Annotated in this window: 18 protein-coding genes; 8 read left to right on the top strand and 10 right to left on the bottom strand. The window is 67.7% G+C overall.

The window, feature by feature from the left end:
* Positions 1–35 precede the first annotated feature (35 nt).
* Complete coding sequence (locus tag DVW87_RS13375; RefSeq protein WP_114688743.1) at positions 36–767, top strand: TerC family protein; 732 nt, start codon at positions 36–38, stop codon at positions 765–767.
* A 47-nt stretch (positions 768–814) separates the two neighbouring features.
* On the opposite strand, the gene DVW87_RS13380 is transcribed toward DVW87_RS13375, so the two are convergent.
* Positions 815–1,516 carry a dienelactone hydrolase family protein gene (locus tag DVW87_RS13380; protein WP_114688326.1) on the bottom strand — a complete coding sequence of 234 codons (702 nt, stop codon included), beginning with the start codon at positions 1,514–1,516 and terminating at the stop codon, positions 815–817.
* A 137-nt stretch (positions 1,517–1,653) separates the two neighbouring features.
* On the opposite strand from DVW87_RS13380, the gene DVW87_RS13385 reads away from it, so the two are divergent.
* Genes DVW87_RS13385 through DVW87_RS13410 form a run of 6 tightly spaced genes read left to right on the top strand, consistent with a single transcriptional unit; the run spans position 1,654 to position 7,344 of the window.
* Positions 1,654–1,890 carry a DUF6489 family protein gene (locus tag DVW87_RS13385; protein WP_114688327.1) on the top strand — a complete coding sequence of 79 codons (237 nt, stop codon included), beginning with the start codon at positions 1,654–1,656 and terminating at the stop codon, positions 1,888–1,890.
* Between the two features lie 7 nt (positions 1,891–1,897).
* The gene (gene mnmE, locus DVW87_RS13390) at positions 1,898–3,178 is read left to right on the top strand and encodes a tRNA uridine-5-carboxymethylaminomethyl(34) synthesis GTPase MnmE (RefSeq protein WP_114688328.1); all 1,281 of its coding nucleotides are present in this window, start codon (positions 1,898–1,900) and stop codon (positions 3,176–3,178) included.
* Positions 3,179–3,234: 56 nt separating this feature from the next.
* A complete protein-coding gene (gene mnmG / locus DVW87_RS13395) occupies positions 3,235–5,052 on the top strand; it encodes a tRNA uridine-5-carboxymethylaminomethyl(34) synthesis enzyme MnmG (protein WP_114688329.1) in 1,818 nt (605 codons plus the stop codon).
* A complete protein-coding gene (gene rsmG / locus DVW87_RS13400) occupies positions 5,049–5,660 on the top strand; it encodes a 16S rRNA (guanine(527)-N(7))-methyltransferase RsmG (RefSeq protein WP_114688330.1) in 612 nt (203 codons plus the stop codon). The genes mnmG and rsmG overlap by 4 nt, the downstream gene beginning before the upstream one ends.
* Positions 5,657–6,442, top strand: a complete 786-nt coding sequence (locus DVW87_RS13405) for a ParA family protein (RefSeq protein WP_114688331.1) — start codon at positions 5,657–5,659, stop codon at positions 6,440–6,442. The genes rsmG and DVW87_RS13405 overlap by 4 nt, the downstream gene beginning before the upstream one ends.
* Positions 6,439–7,344 carry a ParB/RepB/Spo0J family partition protein gene (locus DVW87_RS13410; RefSeq protein ID WP_114688332.1) on the top strand — a complete coding sequence of 302 codons (906 nt, stop codon included), beginning with the start codon at positions 6,439–6,441 and terminating at the stop codon, positions 7,342–7,344. Before DVW87_RS13405 ends, DVW87_RS13410 begins: the two co-directional genes overlap by 4 nt.
* Positions 7,345–7,357: 13 nt before the next feature.
* Here DVW87_RS13410 and DVW87_RS13415 read toward each other — a convergent pair whose 3' ends face one another.
* From DVW87_RS13415 to DVW87_RS13440, 6 genes are read right to left on the bottom strand one after another with little or no spacing between them, the layout of a single operon-like run.
* A complete protein-coding gene (locus DVW87_RS13415; RefSeq protein WP_114688333.1) occupies positions 7,358–8,893 on the bottom strand; it encodes an ABC transporter permease/substrate-binding protein in 1,536 nt (511 codons plus the stop codon).
* A complete protein-coding gene (locus DVW87_RS13420; RefSeq protein ID WP_114688334.1) occupies positions 8,890–9,648 on the bottom strand; it encodes an ATP-binding cassette domain-containing protein in 759 nt (252 codons plus the stop codon). Before DVW87_RS13420 ends, DVW87_RS13415 begins: the two co-directional genes overlap by 4 nt.
* A 54-nt stretch (positions 9,649–9,702) precedes the next feature.
* Complete coding sequence (locus DVW87_RS13425; protein WP_114688335.1) at positions 9,703–9,969, bottom strand: hypothetical protein; 267 nt, start codon at positions 9,967–9,969, stop codon at positions 9,703–9,705.
* Positions 9,966–10,172: a type II toxin-antitoxin system antitoxin gene (locus tag DVW87_RS13430; RefSeq protein WP_114688336.1), complete on the bottom strand. Its 207-nt coding sequence runs from the start codon at positions 10,170–10,172 to the stop codon at positions 9,966–9,968. Before DVW87_RS13430 ends, DVW87_RS13425 begins: the two co-directional genes overlap by 4 nt.
* Position 10,173: 1 nt before the next feature.
* Positions 10,174–11,076, bottom strand: coding sequence for an SPFH domain-containing protein (locus DVW87_RS13435; RefSeq protein WP_114688337.1), 903 nt, complete (start codon positions 11,074–11,076; stop codon positions 10,174–10,176).
* Positions 11,077–11,109: 33 nt separating this feature from the next.
* Positions 11,110–11,568, bottom strand: coding sequence for a MarR family winged helix-turn-helix transcriptional regulator (locus DVW87_RS13440; protein WP_114688338.1), 459 nt, complete (start codon positions 11,566–11,568; stop codon positions 11,110–11,112).
* Between the two features lie 126 nt (positions 11,569–11,694).
* Between DVW87_RS13440 and DVW87_RS13445 the strand changes: the two genes are divergently transcribed.
* Positions 11,695–12,120, top strand: a complete 426-nt coding sequence (locus DVW87_RS13445) for an organic hydroperoxide resistance protein (protein ID WP_114688339.1) — start codon at positions 11,695–11,697, stop codon at positions 12,118–12,120.
* A gap of 65 nt (positions 12,121–12,185) precedes the next feature.
* Here the strand turns inward: DVW87_RS13445 and pal are convergent, their stop codons facing one another.
* From pal to DVW87_RS13460, 3 genes are all read right to left on the bottom strand, one after another.
* Entirely contained in the window at positions 12,186–12,704 is a 519-nt protein-coding gene (gene pal / locus DVW87_RS13450) for a peptidoglycan-associated lipoprotein Pal (RefSeq protein ID WP_114688340.1), read from the bottom strand.
* A gap of 83 nt (positions 12,705–12,787) precedes the next feature.
* On the bottom strand, positions 12,788–14,185 hold the full coding sequence (tolB, locus tag DVW87_RS13455) for a Tol-Pal system beta propeller repeat protein TolB (RefSeq protein WP_114688341.1): 1,398 nt from the start codon (positions 14,183–14,185) through the stop codon (positions 12,788–12,790).
* A gap of 22 nt (positions 14,186–14,207) precedes the next feature.
* Positions 14,208–15,194 (bottom strand): cell envelope biogenesis protein TolA, encoded by a 987-nt coding sequence (locus tag DVW87_RS13460; protein WP_338056385.1) that lies wholly within the window; start codon positions 15,192–15,194, stop codon positions 14,208–14,210.
* Position 15,195: the final 1 nt, after the last annotated feature.

Raw genomic sequence — 15,195 nt, forward strand, 5'->3', positions numbered from 1 at the left:
TTTCCGCAGGGCCTGCGACCTTCTAAGCGATGTTCATGCTCTCGACCCTTCTCGCCGCCGCTGCCGCCGCCCCGCAGGGCCCCGGCTCGCTTGCCGATATCTGGCACCACATCGTCGCGGACTTTTCCAACCTGTCCGATCCTGCCGCGCTGGCGGCGTTCGGTTCGGTGCTGATGATCGATCTGGTGCTAGCGGGCGACAATGCCATCGTGGTGGGCGCGCTGGCGGCTGGTCTGCCCGCGGATCAACGCAAGAAGGTGATCCTGATCGGCATCGGCGCGGCGCTGGTGCTGCGCATCCTGTTCGCGCTGGCGGTTACCTGGCTGATGGGCATCGTCGGGCTGATCTTCGCCGGCGGGTTGCTGCTGCTGTGGGTAAGCTGGAAATTCTGGCGCGAGATCCGGGCGGGCGGGCACAATGCCGGCTCGGAGGATATCGTCGGGGACGAGCAATCCGGATTGAAGCCGGCGCGCAGCTTTGCCAGCGCGGCCTGGGCGGTTGCCGTGGCGGACGTATCGATGAGCCTCGACAACGTGCTGGCGGTGGCGGGCGCCGCGCGCGAGCATCCGGGCATCCTGGTGATCGGCCTTCTGCTGTCGGTCGCGCTGATGGGCCTGGCGGCGAACCTGATCGCGCGGATCATCGATCGCTATCGCTGGATCGCCTATGTCGGGCTGGCCGTGATTGTCTTTGTCGCCGGCAAGATGATCTACGAGGGTTGGGTGGGCTCCGAAGGGACGCAGGGCCTCGCCAGCCTGTTCGGCTGAGAGGCGGAGGGCCGCGCCACAGGCGTGCGGCCCTCGCCGGCTGCACCCTAGCCGAGATGTTCGGCGAAGAAGGCGGCGGTGCGGCTGTCCGCCAGTTGCGCGCTTTCTTCCGAGCGACGCTGCCCGAACTCGGTGGCGAAGCCGTGATCCTCGCCGGGATAATCGTACAGCGTGACCTTCGGATGGTCGTCCAGGCCCGCGTGCATCCGGGCCTGCGCGGCCTTGTCGACGAAGTGATCCTCCTCCGGAATGTGGAGCAGCAGCGGATTGGCGATGGCATGCTTCTCGTCCAGCAGCCCGTCGATCCCGACCCCGTAATAGCCGACGGTTGCGTCGGCATCGGTGCGGGCAGCCGTCATGTACGCCAGTCGGCCACCCAGGCAGTAGCCGACCACGCCGACCTTGCCGCCACTCGGCAGCGCGCCACGGGCAAAGCGGATCGTCGCCTCGACATCGGCGATGCCGAGCTGCTGGTCGAACGGCTCGATCATCGACAGCCCCTTCTGGAACTGCTCGGGGATGTCTGGATCAAGATCGAGGCCCGGCTCGATGCGCCAGAACAGATCGGGCGCCAGGGCCAGATAGCCTTTTTCCGCCCATTGATCGCAGCGGCGGCGGATGCCCGAATTTACGCCGAACACCTCCTGGATGACGATGATCGCGGCCTTGGGCGTGCCGGCAGGGTCGGCCCGATAGGCGGAAAAGTGGCCGCTTCCGTCCAAGGCGGGAATGTCGATCGTCGCGGTCATCGGCGTCTCCTTTGCGCTGGCCCCTTGCACGGATCGCGGCAGCGGGGCCGGCGTTGTCAGCCGGGCCGCAGCAAGGGCATAAGGGGCAAAACGCGCTATGCCTTTCCGGCCGGCGCCGCTCAAGCTGGAGATGCCCGGTGAAGATCAATGTCGAATTCGACTGCACCCCGGAGGAAGCGCGCCGGGTGGTGGGGCTCCCCGATCTCACCCCGCTGCACGACAAGTATATCTCGACCATGATGAACGCGATGGACGGAAAGGCCGCGCCGGAGATGATCGAACAGATGATGAAGACCTGGGGTCCGATGGGTGAGGCAGGCTTTGCCATGTTCCGCAAATTGTTCGAGGCGGGTACCTCCAAGACGGGCGGCTGAGGCGGGCGTGAGCGACACGATCTACGCCGTCTCGAGCGGGCAGCCGCCGGCGGCCATCGCCGTTATCCGGATCAGCGGCCGGCAGGCGATCGTGGCGGCGGCGGCGCTGTGCGGCGATCTCCCCGCGCCGCGCCGCGCGGGCGTGCGGGTACTACGCCGCGCCGACGGCGCGCCTCTGGACGAAGCGCTCGTGCTGCTGTTCCCGGGGCCACGTACCGCCACCGGCGAGGATCTGGTCGAGTTGCAGGTGCATGGCGGCCGCGCGGTGATCGCGGCGGTGCTGTCCGCACTGGGCGAGCAGCCGGGATTGCGTCAGGCGAATGCCGGGGAATTCACCAGGCGTGCCCTGCTCAATGGCCGGCTCGACCTGACCCAGGCCGAAGGGCTGGGCGATCTGCTGATGGCGGAGACGGAGGCGCAGCGCCGGGCTGCGCAACAGGCGAGCGAAGGCGGGGTGCGCCGCCAGGTCGAGGCCTGGGGGGAAAGACTGCTCGCCCTTTCGGGACAAGTCGAAGCATTGATCGACCATTCCGACGAAGGCGATGTCGATGCGCATGCGTTGCAGCCGGTACGGGAGGCGATCCGGGCGCTCGCGAGCGAACTGGGGCAAGCTGCTGCGCAACCACCGGTCGAAGGCCTGCGCGACGGCGTGCGCGTGGTGCTGGCCGGGCCGCCGAATGCAGGCAAGTCGAGCCTGCTCAACGCATTGATCGGCCGCGAGGCGGCGATCGTCTCGGCACAACCGGGTACTACCCGTGACCGGATCGAAGCGGGTGTGGTACGGGCCGGCACTGCCTGGCTGCTGACGGATACCGCCGGCCTGCGCGCGGAAACGGCCGATCCCATCGAGGCGCAAGGCGTGGTTCTGGCGGATGCCGCGATGCGCGCTGCTGATCTGGTGATATGGTTGGGCGACGATCCACCTCCAGTGAAGGCGCTGTGGGTACACGCGCGCGCCGATATGCCGGAGCGCACGATCACTCCGGTCGGCCCCGACCTGGCGGTGTCCGCGCGGAACGGGACCGGGCTCGAGGCGTTATGGGGGGAACTCGAGGGACGCGCACATGCGCTGACCCCGGCATTGGACCGGCCTGCCTTCAATCAGCGACAACGCGATCTTCTCCACTCGGCGGTGGACGCGATTGCCCGTGCCGGTGACACGAGCGACATCCTGATCGTCGCGGAAGAGCTGCGTGTGGGCCGCTTGGCCTTTGATCGGATTACCGGACGGGCAGATGTCGAGGCCGTATTGGACGCGCTGTTCGGTCAGTTCTGCATCGGCAAATAACTGCGTTCCACGTGGAACATTTTGACCCCTGTTCGTGGAGGGCGTAGGGCGCTGGCATGACGTTTGACGTAGTGGTAATCGGTGGCGGTCATGCCGGCACCGAGGCGGCCGCCGCCGCGGCTCGGCGCGGCGCGAGGACGGCGCTGGTCAGTTTCGACGCTGCTCGAATCGGAGAAATGTCGTGCAACCCGGCCATCGGCGGGGTCGGCAAGGGGCATCTTGTTCGCGAAGTAGATGCCTTCGATGGTCTGATCGGCCGCGCTGCAGATGCTGCGGCGATCCACCACCGCATGCTCAATCGCAGCAAGGGCGTTGCCGTCCATGGCCCGCGCGTGCAGGCGGATCGGGTGCTCTACAAGGCGGCGATCCAGGAATCGCTGCGCCGCCAGAACAACCTGACCGTCGTAGCCGGTGAGGCTTACGAGCTTCTGCTCCACCCCGGCAGCGTGGCAGGCGTCGTTCTGGATGACGGCACGAAACTGCGCGCAACCGCCGTCGTGCTGGCAACCGGCACCTTCCTGGGCGGGCGATTGTTCCGCGGCGAAGAGCGGCTGACCGGCGGGCGGATCGGAGAGGCGGCGTCCGTGCCGCTGGCGGCGCAGATCCGGTCGCTTGGACTGCCGATGGGTCGCCTGAAGACAGGTACGCCTCCCCGGCTGGATGGGCGGACCATCGATTGGGCCAGGCTCGAACGCCAGGAAAGCGACGTCGAGCCTTGGTTCATGTCCCCGATGACGAGGACGCGGCGCCTACCGCAACTACACTGTGCGGTGTCGCGGACGACCGCGCAGACGCACGAGATCATCCGTTCGGGGCTGGATCGCTCGCCGCTGTTCGGGGGCGACATCCAGGGCTCCGGGCCGCGCTATTGCCCCTCGATCGAAGACAAGGTGTTCCGTTTCGCGGATCGCGACAGCCATCAGGTGTTCCTCGAACCGGAGGGGCTGGATACGCACCTGATCTACCCGAACGGCATTTCCACGTCGCTGCCGACCGATGTTCAGGCAGCGATGATCGCGAGCATGCCGGGGCTCGAACACGCCGTCATTACCGAACCGGGCTATGCCGTCGAATATGATTATCTGGATCCGCGGGCCCTGTCTTCCCAGCTCGCACTGGCGGCGATACCCGGCCTGTTCTGCGCCGGTCAGATCAACGGAACGACAGGGTATGAAGAGGCGGCGGCGCAGGGCCTGATTGCGGGGCTGAACGCCGCTGCTCACGCCCTCGGGGTCGATGCGGTCGTTCTGGATCGGGCGTCGAGCTATCTCGGGGTGATGGTCGACGATCTCGTTCTGCAGGGTGTCACCGAGCCGTATCGCATGCTCACCGCCCGGGCGGAGTATCGGCTTCGGCTACGCGCGGACAATGCCGAAACGCGGCTGGGGCCGATCGCGGCAGCGGCCGGGTGCCTGTCGCCGGAGCGATCCGAACACCAGGCCAGGCGCGAGCAGCAGCGACAGCAGGCCACGCGGCGCCTCGACGATCTGCAAGCGGGGCCGCCCCATCTCGGCTTGCCGGAGCGGCGAAGCGCCGCAGCGTGGCTACGGGTCGATGGCGTAACCCTCGCCGATGTCGCGCCCGATCTTCTTGGGACGGGGGATGCGGACGTCCTGGCCGAGGTGGTGGAGGACGCCCGCTACGCACCTTATTTGGAGCGGCAAGCCAGGGAGATCGCCGAGCTGCGGGAGAATGATGCGATCCGTCTGCCGGACGCCTTTAAATTCGGCGCGGTACCCGGTCTCTCCAACGAGATGATCGAGCGACTGACCCGAGCATCGCCGCAGACCCTCGGAGAAGCAGGACGCATCCGCGGCGTTACGGCGGCGGCGCTTTCCGCTATCCTGCTCCAGGCACGGCGCCTCGCGCGATGACCGAAGAGGAAGCGAAGAACTGGCTGGAGGAGCATTTCGGCGTCGAAGCGGTGGCGCGGTTGGAACCCATCGTTGCCGCCGTGCTGGCGGAAAATGCCCGGCAGAACTTGATTGCCCCATCAACGGTGGATCACATCTGGGAGCGGCATGTCGTGGACTCGGCGCAGCTCATCCTCCTGACCGATCGGGATGCGCGATCCTGGCTCGATATCGGGACGGGCGCGGGTTTTCCGGGCATGATCGTGGCCGCGCTCTGTGCTATGCCCGTGACCATGGTCGAGCCCCGCCGCCGTCGCGCCGATTTCCTGGATAGCCTGTCCCGCGCCCTGCGCTTCGAGCACGCACAGGTGCGCGCGTCGAAGATCGAGACGGTCGAGGGGCAGTTCGACATCATTTCCGCCCGGGCGGTGGCCAGCGTCGATACGTTGTTCGTGTCGGCCAGCGGTGCTGCGCATGGCGGGACACGGTGGGTACTGCCGAAGGGGCGTGCCTGGTCTGACGAACTCGACGTGGCTCGACGGTATTGGCGAGGAACGTTCCACGTGGAACAAAGTGTCACCAGTCCAGAAGCTCGCATCATCGTGGCCCAAGGGGTGTCGCGCGCATGAACATCATTACCGTTGCCAACCAGAAGGGCGGGGTCGGCAAGACCACCACGGCAATCAATCTGGGCACCGCGCTGGCTGCCGTGGGACAGCGCGTGTTGATCGTTGACCTCGATCCGCAGGGAAATGCGTCCACCGGCTTGGGCCTCAGCCAGTCGGCGCGCGCGCGGTCGACCTATGACGTGCTCTGTGGCGAGACGCCGGTGGTCGATGCTGCCGTCGCCACGGGCGTGCCGCGGCTGGAAGTCGTTCCCGCCACGGTGGACCTTTCCGGCGCGGAGATCGAGCTGGTCGAATATGCGGAGCGGACCCACCGGCTGGATCGGGCGCTGCGGCGGGTACCCGCAGGGCGCTGGGACGCTGTGCTGATCGATTGTCCCCCATCGCTCGGGCTGCTGACGCTGAACGCTATGGTGGCATCGGACGCGCTGCTGGTGCCGCTGCAATGCGAGTTCTTCGCGCTGGAGGGGTTGAGCCAGCTGCTCAACACGGTTGAACGCATCCGTGAGCGGTTCAACCCTGGCCTCTCGATCCTTGGGGTGGTGCTCACCATGTATGATCGGCGCAACCGGCTGACCGACCAGGTCTCGGCGGACGTGCGCGCGGTGCTGGGTGGGGTAGTGTTCGAGACGGTTATCCCGCGCAACGTGCGGCTTTCGGAAGCGCCGAGTCACGGGCTGCCGGCGTTGATCTACGATCATCGCTGCTCCGGCTCCCAAGCGTATATCTCCCTGGCGCGTGAGATGATCCCGCGCCTTGCTCCTCTCTCGACGCAGGCCGCATGACTGATCCGCTTCCCGTTCGCGCCAAGCCCCGGGGTGGTCTCGGCCGAGGCCTCAACGCGCTGCTGGGCGAAGTCTCGCGCGAGGAGCCGGTCGCGCCCGGGGAGGCGCCGTCCTCCGGTGTGCGGATGCTGCCGGTCGGAGCGCTTGCCCCGCACCCCGATCAGCCCCGCCGCCATTTCGCGGAAGCCGCGCTGGAAGAGCTTGCCTCCTCCATCGCCAGCCGCGGGCTGATCCAGCCGATCGTCGTGCGTCCGCATGGCAAGGGGTATCAGATCGTTGCCGGCGAGCGCCGCTGGCGCGCCGCCCAGCGCGCACGGCTGCACGAAGTTCCCGCCATCGTGCGTGACTTCAACGATGCCGAAACGCTGGAAGTCGCGCTGCTGGAGAATATCCAGCGCCAGGACCTCAATGCCATCGAAGAGGCCGAAGCCTATCAGCGCTTGATCGCGGAGTTCGACCACACGCAGGAGGCGCTGGCCAAGATCGTCCACAAGTCCCGCAGCCATGTGGCGAACCTGTTGCGACTGCTGGAACTACCCGCAACCGTGCAGGCGCGCGTGAGCGACGGCACGTTGACCATGGGTCATGCCCGCGCTTTGGTCGGGGCCGACGACGCCGAGGCGCTGGCGGACCAGGTGGTCGCAAAGGGCCTGTCGGTTCGCGACACGGAGCGCCTGGTCCGTTCGGTGAAGGCGGAGGTCACGCAGCGGGGCAGCGGCGGCGGAAGTGCGGGGGGCGAGGGCTCTGCCGACATCGCGGCACTGGAGCACCAGCTCGCCGATCTGCTCGGGCTGCCGGTGAAGATCAGCTTCGGGGCGAAGGGCGGTGCCGTGTCGCTGTCCTATTCCACCTTGGACCAGCTGGACATGATCTGTCAGCGTCTGTCCGGCGATCGTCTCTAGGCCGCGAATTCGATCACTCGAGGCCGATACGCCGCGCAAGCCACCGTGCGGCAGCATCGGGGCTCTGCTTGGCTGCATCGCGGTCGACCCGGTAATTGGCCTCCTGCATCGCGGAGAGGCTGATGCGACGGGCAAGAGGAGCAAGGGCGTCGGTCAGCCGCGTGTCGCCGGCATGCGCACCGTCGACCAGCAGCAGCGCATCGTAGCCGGGAATGGCGCCGCGTGGATCCGTCAGCAGGGTGAGGCGATCGGCGGCGATGCGCCCATCCGACGAAAAGGCGGAGATCACATCCGCGCGACCGCTACCCAAGGCACGATAGAGGAACGTCGGCGCATAGGGCTGGGTGGTCGCGAAACGCAGGCCGTAGCTATCGCGGACGTCGCGCCATTCCGGCCGGTCGAGGAACTCCAGATCGCTGCCAAGGGTCAGTCGAGGCGCCACTCGGGTGAGGTCGGCGAGGCTCGCGACGCCAAGCGACCGGGCCCGCGCCGGCTGCATCGCAAAGGCATAGGCGTTCTCGAAGCCGAGCGGCGCCAGCAGGCGAACGCCGTTCTGGCGACGCGCCCAGTCGCCGATCGCCGCGATCATGGCGGCGCGGGGCAGGCGATCGTGGCGACGCATCTCGCTGCCCCACAAGGTACCCGCATAATCGACATAAAGATCGACATCGCCGGACTGCAATGCGGAGAAGATCACTGCCGAGCCGAGCCCCTCGCGATATTCGACCCTATAGCCCGCCCTCTCCAGCCGATGGCCGATCAGGCGCGCCAGGATGAACTGTTCGGAAAAGTTCTTCGCGCCGATGACGATGGTGCGCTCGCCCCGCGGCCACAAGGCAACTGCCGACAGCAGGAGCGCGGCCACGATCACGACCGCGGCAGTCAGCGCCGGGCGCCGCTTCCGATGTCGCAAGCCATGCTCCACCCACCCGAGAAGCCCGTCCATGGTCATCGCCAGCGCGGCTGCGGCTAGGCAGCCGGCCAGCACCAAAGCCCAATCCTGCGTCTGCAATCCCGCAAAGATCAGGTCGCCGAGGCTCGCCTGGCCCACGGTGGTGGCCAGCGTTGCGGCACCCACCGTCCATACGGCGGCGGTGCGGATGCCGGCCATCAGCATCGGGAGGGCGAGCGGCGCCTCCACCAGGCGCAGCTTCTGCCACGAGGTCATGCCCATGCCCTCCGCGGCTTCGATCACCGCGGGATCGAGCCCGGCCAGCCCGGTTACCCCGTTTCGCAGGATCGGCAGCACCGCATAGAGCGTCAGCGCGAGCAGGGACGGCAGAAAGCCGAGCGCCGGCAGACGGCCGCCGACGGTTGCGGAAAAAAGCAGCAGCAGGGGGTAGAACAAGGCCAGCAGGGCCAAAGCAGGGATCGTCTGCACCAGGCCGGCCAGGGCCAGGGCGAGGCGGCCGATAGCCGGCCGTCGGACGGATACGAGGATCAGGGGCAGGCTGAACGCCAGTCCAAGGGCGATGGCGGCGGCAGAGAGGAGGAAATGCTGAGCCAGCAGCAGCGGCACACGACCAAGCGCGGCCTCGAACCCGCTCATGCCTCCCGATCCAGCGCCATCAGTCGTCGCATCTGCTCGCGCGGGACGGCGACAAGCGCTTCCGCCTCCGGTCCCGCCTTGCCGGCCAACAGGTCGGCCGGTGTCGCGTCGGCGACGATGCCGCCTTTCGCCATCACCAGAACGCGGCTGGCGAGAAGCAGCGCCTCCGCCATGTCATGGGTGACCATGATCGTGGTGAGGCCAAGCCGTTCGTGCAGGTCGCGCACCTTGCGACCGAGCGCGTCGCGCGTGATCGGGTCGAGGGCGCCGAACGGTTCGTCCATGAGCAGAAGGCGAGGTCCGGGCGCAAGCGCACGGGCGACCCCGACCCGTTGCTGCTGTCCGCCGGAAAGCTCCGCAGGCAGGCGAGTGGCGATGCCGTGCGGCAGATCGACCAGGTCGAGCATCTCGGCTACGCGGGCCGGGTCCGGCCGTCCGGCGAGTTCCAGGCCGATGCCGATGTTGCGACCCACGGTGAGGTGAGGGAACAAGCCGATATTCTGAAAGACATAGCCGATGCTCCGCCGCAGCAGCGCCGATGGTTGTGCGGCCACGTCCACCCCGTCCAGCAGCACGCGCCCGGCGCTTGGCGGAACGAGGCGGTTGATCGTCTTCAGGAGGGTGGACTTGCCCGAACCGGAACTGCCGACCAGGGCGATGAAGCTGCCGGACGCAATCTCCAGCGACACGGAACGCACTGCCGCCGCTTCACCGTAAAGCTTGGAGACGGCATCAAAGGTGATTGCAGGCGGCATGCAGCCATTGTGCATGACTGCCCGTGAAGATCAAACGCCCGGGACCTGTCAGGTTCAGCGCCCGGGGTCGCCCCAGCGCCAGCGCCACGCGCCGTCCGTCTTGCGCCACGCAACGAACGCCAGCAGGGCGACCAGCGCGATCACCGACATGGTCCTGGCCGGACCGTCCTCAAGCCTGTGGGCCAGCGCGACGATCGCGGCCGCGCCGCCAAGCGTCAGGAGCCAGCCTTCCCACGTCACCGGCGTCGCCCCCCAGCCGAACAGGCGCGGAGCGAACCAGTATCCGGGCCGGACACGCGCCCATTGCTGCCGATCGCTCATGATGCGTCCTCCTTGGGTGGTCGGCCGCGGCGGGCCGGTTGCGGCGCTTCCAGCTTCACGCCCCGTCGTGCCAGCGCCTCGCGCAACAGGCACTCGACCTGCGCATTCACGCTGCGCAGGTCGCCGGCCGCCGCCCGCTCGATCGCCGCATAGAGCGCGGGATCGAGGCGCAGCGGAAAGGCCTTTTTCGGTGGGGCAGCCACGTTACTGGTACAGCGAGCCTGCGTTCACCACCGGCTGAGTGTCCCGATCGCCGCACAGCACGACCATCAGGTTGGAAACCATGGCGGCACGGCGCTCGTCGTCCAGTTCGACCACGCTGCGCGCGGAAAGCTGGTCGAGCGCCATTTCCACCATGCCCACGGCGCCCTCGGCCAGGGTGGCGCGAGCGGCGACCACGGCCGCGGCCTGTTGCCGGCGCAGCATCGCCCCGGCGATTTCGGGCGCATAGGCCAGGTGGGTGAAGCCGCATTCGTCCACGGTGATGCCGGCCACCGCCAGCCGGGCGATCAGCTCCTCGCGCAACTCGCCGCCGACCCGATCGTGGTTGCCGCGGAGAGTCACCTCGTGATGCTCGTAATCGTCATACGGGTAGCGCGCGCCGATGGTGCGAACCGCCGCTTCGATCTGCACGAGCACGAACGCCCGGTAGTCATCCACGTCGAACAGTGCCTGCGCCGTGTCCACCACGCGCCAGACGACCTGTGCGGCGATCTCGATCGGGTTGCCGCGCAGATCGTTCACCTTCAGCCGCTCGGAGATCATGTTGTTGGCCCGCACGGAGATCTTGCGGCGCAGAAGAAACGGGATCACCCAGCGCAGCCCGGTGGTGCGGTCGGTGCCCTTGTAGCTGCCGAACAGCGTAAGCGCAGCAGCCTGGTTCGGCTGCAGCATGTAGAAGCCCGCAGCGACAAAGGCGAAAAGGAGCCCGCCGGCGATCATGAGGCCGACGCCGAGACCGGGGGAGAACTTCACCCGGAAAAGGCCGACCGCGACCAGGCCCAGCCCCGCCAGGGCGACCAGCAACATCACATAGCCGCTTTGCATTGCCCCGGCGCGCTCCCGCGATTGCGTCAGCGCCACGTTCCTCCCGTTCGACTCGGACATACCTGCCTCCATAAACATGATATCACATTTATATCAGGCAGCGGCCGGGTCAAGCCCTTCCGGACGCGCCAGGGCATCCCTCAGCCGCTGCACGTCCGCGTTGAGCCGGGCAAGGCTCGAGACGTCGAACCCCGCCCGTTCCAGCAGCATTTCGCCGAGACAGCCACAACGCTCGCGCAGGTCCGTTCCTGCGTCGGTCAGACGCACGCGGACCTGTCGTTCGTCGGCGGGGTTGCGCGCACGGGTGACCAGCCCTGCCGCTTCCATCCGCTTCACCAAGGGCGTGACGGTACTCGATTCGAGACCCAGGCGTTCGCCGATCGCGCCGATGGAGCGGCCCTCGGGTGCCTCCCACAAGGTATGGAGGACGAGATATTGCGGATAGGTGAGGCCGAGCCGATCGAGCAGTGGCTTGTAGGCACGGCCGACCGCCATGCTGGCGGCGTAGAGCGAGAAACAGAGCTGTTCGTCGAGAGGGCGAGGGGCAGGCATGGATCGGACATAGCAGCAAATCGTTATCGCGATAAGGTTTCTGCTGGACAGCCGGCGAACCCGCTCGTAGCTGTGCTTTTATCGCGACAAACAATCGCGTGACAACGTTGCAGAAAGGTCCCGCTCATGTCCGTTGATGTCAAATACAGCACCCGCGCCACTGCCACCGGCGGCCGTGACGGCAGCGCCCGTTCCGAAGACGGCGCGCTGGACCTCAAGCTTTCCACCCCACGCGAGCTGGGCGGGGCAGGCGGCGAGGGCACCAATCCGGAGCAGCTGTTCGCGGCGGGCTATTCGGCTTGCTTCATCGGCGCGCTGAAGGCGGCCGGCCAACAGCTGAAGGTGAAAGTGCCGCAGGACGTATCGGTGACGGCGACGGTGGGCATCGGCCCGCGCTCCGGAGGCGGTTTCGGCATCACTGCCGATCTTCAGGTCAGCCTGCCCGGCGTGGAGCGCGCGGACGCGGAGAAGCTGGTCGAGGCTGCGCACCAGATCTGCCCCTATTCGAACGCGACCCGGAACAACGTGGATGTCGGCCTGACGATCGCCTGACCGCTGCACAGGAAAACGCCGCCGGAAGGATGCTCCCGGCGGCGTTTCCCTGCTGGCTGCTGCCCTCAGTTGAGGACGATGGTCACCGCGCGACGGTTCTGCGCGTAGCTCTCCTCATCGGAGCCAAGCGCCACGGGGCGTTCCTTGCCATAGCTGATGGTGGAAATCCGCGCTGGCGAGATGCCGCGTGTCGCCAGATAGTTCTTCGCCGAGTTCGCACGGCGATCGCCCAGGCCGAGATTGTACTCGCGCGTGCCGCGCTCGTCCGCGTGTCCTTCGATCGTGATGTTCACGTTGGGATAGCGCTGCAGCCACGTCGCCTGGCTGTCCAGGATCGTGCGCGCCTGCGGATCGATGTCGTAGCTGTCGAGCGCGAACAGCACGGTGGTGCTGGTCACGGAGCGCTCGAAATCGGCACGGCTGCCCGGCACGATCTGCCCGCCGGTATTGGCGCCGGCATTGGGATCCACCTGGCCCGGCGGCGGGCCGGGCGGCGGCGGGATGTCCTTGACCTTCTTGGGTCCGCACGCCGAGAGGGCGAGAGCTGCGGCGACGACGACAAGGCTGGGCGTCAGTCTTTTCATCGGGGGCTTCTCCTTCTTGTTGATCTTCAGGTGCCGCCCCCGGACTGGCTTCTGTCTGCGCCAGAGCCGGAGGCGGAGTCAAGTTAGGGCCGGAGCGGACCCCACGCCGGGTCGGAGCCGTCGAGCGGCGTGCGGATGCGGTTCTCCACCTTGCCGGTCAGGTCCACCTGCCACACGTCCGCCTTGCCCGAGCCGCCCTGGGTGGCGCGGTAGAAGGTGACAACACGGCCGTTGGGCGACCAGCTCGGCCCCTCGTCATGCCAGCTGTCGGTGAGCAGCCGTTCGCCGCCGCCGGAGGGCGACATCACGCCGATGCGGAAGCCGCCGCCGATCTTGGTGAAGGCGATCAGGTCGCCGCGCGGGCTCCACACCGGCGTGGCGTAGCGGCCGCCGCCGAAGCTGATCCGCTGCGGATTGGAGCCATCGGCGTTCATCACGTAGATCTGCTGCGTGCCCGAACGATCGGACTCGAACACGATGCGCGAGCCGTCCGGCGAATAGCTGCCCCCGGTATCGATCGCCGGGGAGTTGGTCAGCCGCTGCGGCGAGCCCCCGCCGGCGGGGATGCGGTAGATGTCGGTGTTGCCGTTCACCGCCATGGAGAACAGCACATAACGGCTGTCGGGCGAGAAACGCGGCGCGAAGCTGATGTTGACGTTCTGCACCAGCAGCCGCTGCCGCCCCGAGCCGACATCGTAGATGTAGATCGCTGGCTTGTTGTTGATGTACGACATGTACGCGATCGTCTGCTGGTTGGGCGCGAAGCGCGGCGTCAGCACGATCGACTGGCCGTTGGTCAGGAAACGATGGTTCTCGCCGTCCTGGTCCATGATGGCCAGGCGCTTGATGCGCTTGCCCTTGGGGCCCGTCTCCGAGACGTAGATGATGCGGCTGTCGAAATAGGGGCCTTCGCCGGTCAGCTTGGAATAAACGAGGTCGGCGCACTTATGGCCTGCGCGCCGCCATTCGTTGGGCGAGAACTGCCAGCCGCCGCGGGTCAGCTCGGTGCGGCTGAACGTGTCGTAGAGGTAGCAGCCGACCGACAGCGAGCCATCGCCGTTGGCGCGCACGAAGCCCTGCACCAGCGCCTGCGAGCCGGCGCCCGCCCAATATTCGAACTGCGGCTGCTGCACTTCGCCGAACGCGATCGCGCGGACGCTCTGTGCCGGGCGGAACAGGCCGGAATTCTGCAGGTCGTTCTTGACGATGCCGGCGAGCTTCTGGCCGACTTCCTCCGTGCTGCCGGCCGGCGTGTTCACCGACTGGTTGGTGGGAAAGGGCGGCACGGCGATCGTTTGCGGCGCGGAAACGCCGCCGACCACGTCCACCACCAGCCCGCCCTGCTGGTCCTGCGGCGCGGCCTGGCCGGGCTGGACTGCGGGCGCGGGCGCGGGCGGCGGCGCGACCTGCGCGAGCGCGGCGGCGGAGCCGAGCAGCAGGGCGGCGATGCCAAGAAGCCTCGGGGCGAATGTGCGAACCATCTCTCTTCCTCTCGTCCCTGCGTCAGCCCGGGAGCTTGTAGGTCATGCGGAAATCGTTCCAGCCGTTGGGAACGTCGTACAACTCCTGCGGCAGGCCGCGAAGCGGCGCGCAACCGACAAACGCGTTGATCGCGTTGCGGTTGACCGCATCGACATACCGCTCGTTCGCGTCGGTCACGCCGCGCGGTGCACCGGCGATGGTCGGGCGGCCTGCCAGCGATCCGTCGCGATTGATGCGCAGGCGCAGCGTGACGACGATGTCGGACGCGCCGGGGCCGGGGTTTACCTGGCGATCGGCACAGGGCTGCACCTGCCGCTTGATGGCCGAGCCGATGCTGGCGGCGGCGCTGGCGCTCATCTTCGCCGCCATCGGCTTTTGCGAGGTGGAGGTCGACGGATCGGCGCTGAGCCCCTGGAGGAAGTTGGCGCCCAGCCGCGAGCCGCGCGGCTTCGGCTTGGCTGCGGCTTGCGGATTGTTGCCGGTCGACTTCGCCGTGCCCGGCTTGCTGGCCGCCGTTGCCGCAGGCTTGGCAGGAGCGGCATTGCGCGCCGGAGCGGGCTTGGCGGCCGGCCGCGGCGGCGTCTTTGCCTCTGCCGGCTTGGCAGCGGTCTTCTGTGGCGGCTTGGGCGGTGCCTTGGGGGCAGGCTTCGGCGCGGGAGCGGCCTTGGGCTGCGGCACGGGCTTGGGCTGCGGTGCCGGCTCCGGCCTGGGCTCGGGTGGCGCAGGCTTTGGCTGTGGCGCCGGCTCGGGCTGCGCGACCGCCTCCGCGGCGGGTGGCGGCGCGTCTTCCGGCGGCCCTGCCACGGGTGCGCGCGATTGCGCAGGCTGTTCGGCGGGCTCCGGTGCGGCAGCCTCCAGGGCGACGTCCTCCACCAGCGAGACGTCGATCGGCTGCTGTTTGGGCTGCGGCTTCGGCGGCGACAGGAAGCTCAGGGACAAGAGGCCGAACATGACGAGGTGGCCGACCACGGCCACGCCGAACCCCGTCCTTTCGGCGCGATCCATCATG

It is taken from the genome of Sphingomonas aracearum (assembly GCF_003345355.1).
GTDB classification, from domain to species: Bacteria; Pseudomonadota; Alphaproteobacteria; order Sphingomonadales; family Sphingomonadaceae; genus Sphingomonas; species Sphingomonas aracearum.